This window comes from Aquiflexum sp., from assembly GCF_977115555.1.
Window position 1 is genome coordinate 1 of the sequence record NZ_CDSBKL010000369.1, and the last position, 3,963, is coordinate 3,963.

Annotated in this window: 3 protein-coding genes; all 3 read right to left on the minus strand. The window is 44.3% G+C overall.

Features of this window, described 5'->3' with window-relative positions:
* Nucleotides 1–327 precede the first annotated feature (327 nt).
* Entirely contained in the window at nucleotides 328–1,950 is a 1,623-nt protein-coding gene (locus ACZFYI_RS16780) for a glycoside hydrolase family 31 protein (protein WP_462525280.1), read from the minus strand.
* A gap of 50 nt (nucleotides 1,951–2,000) precedes the next feature.
* Nucleotides 2,001–3,008 carry a nucleoside hydrolase gene (locus ACZFYI_RS16785; protein ID WP_462525281.1) on the minus strand — a complete coding sequence of 336 codons (1,008 nt, stop codon included), beginning with the start codon at nucleotides 3,006–3,008 and terminating at the stop codon, nucleotides 2,001–2,003.
* Between the two features lie 46 nt (nucleotides 3,009–3,054).
* The coding region (locus ACZFYI_RS16790) for a nucleoside hydrolase (protein ID WP_462525282.1) at nucleotides 3,055–3,963 on the minus strand (909 nt) is incomplete at its 5' end.

Sequence of the window (3,963 nt, forward strand, 5' to 3'; positions counted from 1 at the left end):
CCATTTTTGTGAGTAATACCTAATGTTAATGTTTAGGAAGCGGCAGTGAGGATAAATAAAAAAGTCTTACTTTTCAGGGCCATTTTCTAAATATTTTTATGCTTTTGAGTTTCTTAATTAGAAAGTATGAAAACACTGGTAGTTAAGAATGCTTCGTTCATTTGATTGATTTATTTCTGGAGAGACATTTTTTAATCTCCCTTTGATTGCCCAAATCAATTCAAACGGTAAGGTCAAAATCATCTAAATCCACATTTTATTGAGTGTCGGGTGATTGCTTAATCAAGGGTTATCCAGTTAATTAGATTTGGGATTTCCGATCATGATTTACTTTGTCAGGCTATTTCTTTTTTCTAAGCTAAAATACGGTATCCTATCCAAAGGAACCTTTATTGTGTAGGTTTTTCCTCCTTTAAACTTTAGTCCGTAATCGTCGATCCAAATGCCCGCAGGCAATACCACTTCTCTTTCTCTCCTTCCTTTTTGAAGTGCTGGGGCAATAAGTAGCTGGTCGCCGACCATAAATTGATCTTTGATTTCTTCAAAACCTGCAAGTGGGAAAACATATTCCATCGAGCGCACGATGGGAGCGCCCGATTCAGCTGATTCCTTCGTCAATTTCATAATGAGGGGCAGGAATTTTCTCCGGGTTTCCATCGCCTTTTTGACTGCTTCAAGGTTTTGTTGATCCAATATTCGCCATGGCGCGGCTGAAAACTGCATCATGGGCATGAATGCATGGATTTGAGCGGAACGCACGACCAACTCCTGATCAAATACTGAATTGTCCAAAAATGAAACCCAGTTTCCGCCTCCAATCATGTCCGGACAGGAGAATGTGTAGCCAATCAGTCCCTCAGTAAGCATGTGGGGAATGAGTTTTTGAAGATCGCTCCAAGAGTGATCTTTATCGTGAAGCCTTTGGGCAAGGGGTTGGCCAGCCATTTTCCAGCCGGCCCGGTATTCATTCAACGGATACTTCAACCCGAATTGCATGAACAATTCTGAATGTCTGTTAGGGCTTACAGGGTCTTTGCTTAATGCATCCTTGGGATAAAATTCCATATCTCCAGCGTCAAATTTGAACCCATCAATATTGTAATCCTTTACCAACCTGGATAGCTGATTTTCAAACCAGCTGACTGCCACAGGATTGGTAAAGTCAAGCAGCGCAGAATACCCATTCCACCATTTGACAGTCGCAGGATCCTTTGCGTCTTCCCATTTCATTTCATTGGGTTTTTGCTGAAGCAAGAAGGCTTTATCCCTCATGAGCGATTGCACAATCATCGTTTGGTCTGGGCTCACAAATGGGCAAATCCAAAGCATCACCTTAAAGCCCATTTCGTGCAGTTGATCGATCATTCCTTTGGGATCAGGAAAACGACCTGGATGAAAGTCCCATTTCCCATAATCTTCCTGCCAGGTGTCGTCGATCATAAGTACGCCTGGTTCAAATCCGTTTGAGATGATCGCCCGGGCATATTCGAGCACATCTTTCTGGTTTTGGTTGTAGGTGAGCTCGATCCATGTGTTGTATTGTGGCCGGGAGAATAGCATTTCATCAGGCATTTTGCCGGAAGCAGGAAAAAAAGTCATGGCAGCAAAATCCCTGGCCTCCGACAGAGTTTTGCCCGCCCTCCCAAACTTTACCTCACCGTGTCTTCTGGATATGACGATTTTGTCGGCTTGGATTTCAAAGGCGAAAGGTTCTTCGCTCCAAACCCATAAGCCTTTATTACCCAGTAATATTGGCTGTAGTTGATTGTAGTCATTGTTGCCATAGAAGTCGAATTCATAGCCTGCCTCAAAAGGCATTTTATCACCTTGTTTCACGGCGCCTGACCATACGCTTTCTCCTGGCAAAAGCGGGACATGCAATTCAACTTGTCCAAGGCACGCGGACCTTATCAACAACGCTAGGATAAAAAGACTTGATTTAAGTGCCATTTGCTTCTTTGTTGAAAATAATTCAGGATTGACCTTTAAACTTCCACCGATTACTGCGTGGAAAATTTGGGTTTTAAGCTTTCCAGCGCCTGTTGAAGGAGATCAAAACAAGGGTCTTTGTCGATGTCATAAATCCGGACGATTTTCCCCCGTTCTTCCGTGAAGGAATACCTCAGGTCATGTCCCACGGTTGGCGCCTTGGTGATTTCACTCCTACAAATTCCTGGATCAATCAAAGCCGCTATATCGCCCAAATCAAACAATCCTTTGTCTGGTTGCCTTGCATAGGGAGACATGTCTCGTATTTGATGCAAGTATCTTCCCATTTCGCCGATCGGATATATTTTTTGTTTGGATTCTTCCATCGGCATGGTGATTTGAGTTCCGGTATCAAACAAAATTAGCCTCACGGGAAGGTCAAATAGCAGTTGTACAGCTTTGGTATCATTGTAGGCGTTGAAATTCCAAGCTCTTTTAGGCCATTGGGTGCGTCCATGCCAAAGGACAACAATTTTGTCCGTGATCGAAGGGTCTTTCAACAATGCCCCGGCGACGTTGGTAGCTGGACCTAGGGCAACTATCCAAAGTGGGCTTTCCCTGGAAGCGGTTCGTGCTTTTTCAATGATGAAATCCACGCCATCGGAAGGTGGGAAATAGTCAAAAAAGGTCAATGGTGGAATACCTGACATGATTCCGAAATCCGCCTTGATTCCCGATTTTTCAAGCACTTCCTGAATAGAGGCATAGGATTTCTTGATTCCCAAGGATCCTCCTCTTACGCCATAATGGGAAGCTACTATTCCTTCGATCTTAAATCTGTCGGGAAATCCAAGGGCGAGGGCAATGGCATATTGGTCATCGACTTCATTGGCGGCATCAGCGTCAATGATGATTCGAAGGGGACCTGATGGAGGTGGCCAAGGGGCGGTCAAACGTGCTGAGTCAGCAAAATTCATTGTCTTGCCGATCAGTTCTCCGAGATCACTTATTCCATTCTGAGCGCTTGCGTAGCTTTGCCATGCTAATGCGATTATGGATATCAATAGAATTCTCTTCATCAAATGCTTTCCTTCGTTTAATTGGTGCTTACAACTAGGCAACGATTTACTTCCGCATGAGATTTTGCTGAAGTATGGACTCGGTGAATTTCTTGTGAAAGCCCGGGACATCCAGGCTCATGGCAATCTCACAATTTGGTTCTCGGGAGTCGTCGATGAGGGTGTGACCCTTGTCATCGATTTTTACAAACGTACTTCGGGTGACAAATAGCTCCGGCCAAAGCAGCAAACCCAGCGCTACGCTGTCATAAATGATAGGTTCTGTTTTTCCCAATTCATAATTGGATAGTGATAGCAATGCAAGAATCGAATTTGTCAATGGAGAGTTTCGGTATACCATCAAGTCGATGATGTCCTTTTTTAGCAAAACGAAAGTGGTCACATCAAGCCCGACGAATGAAAAATTCGCCCCCGATGAAAGCATTTTTTTCGATGCCTTAATGTCCGCTTTTACATTCCATTCTGCACTCGGAAGCGGGCTATTCATGTAGCCAGTATAGAAAGAACCAAACATGCAGACAACTCTCTTTGCGAGCTTCAGCGCTTCCGGGTCCTTGTCTACCACATCTCCGATGTTGGTTACCGGGCCAATGGTAATAAGTATAACCTCACCGGGATACTTTCTGAGTTGTTCGATGATGAAATCCGCAGCCGGCTTTTTATCAGGAACCTTTTTGTCAAAGCCTTCACCCCAGTAAAACTGTTTGGTGTAGAAGTGTTTTCGGGTGTACTCGTCATCGGTCTGACGACCTACCAAAACAGGAATGTCTTCCCGTCCAACTTCATAGAGCAAGCGACAGGCTACCTGGGCGCGTTTTGGGGTGTTTCCATAGTCCACTACCACACCAAGAACCTCATATTCGGGATTTGCCAGCAACAAGCCGAGTCCATTTGTGTCATCAAAATCACCCCCGACATCTTTATCCAAAATTACTTTTTGTTTGACTCTCCTTTG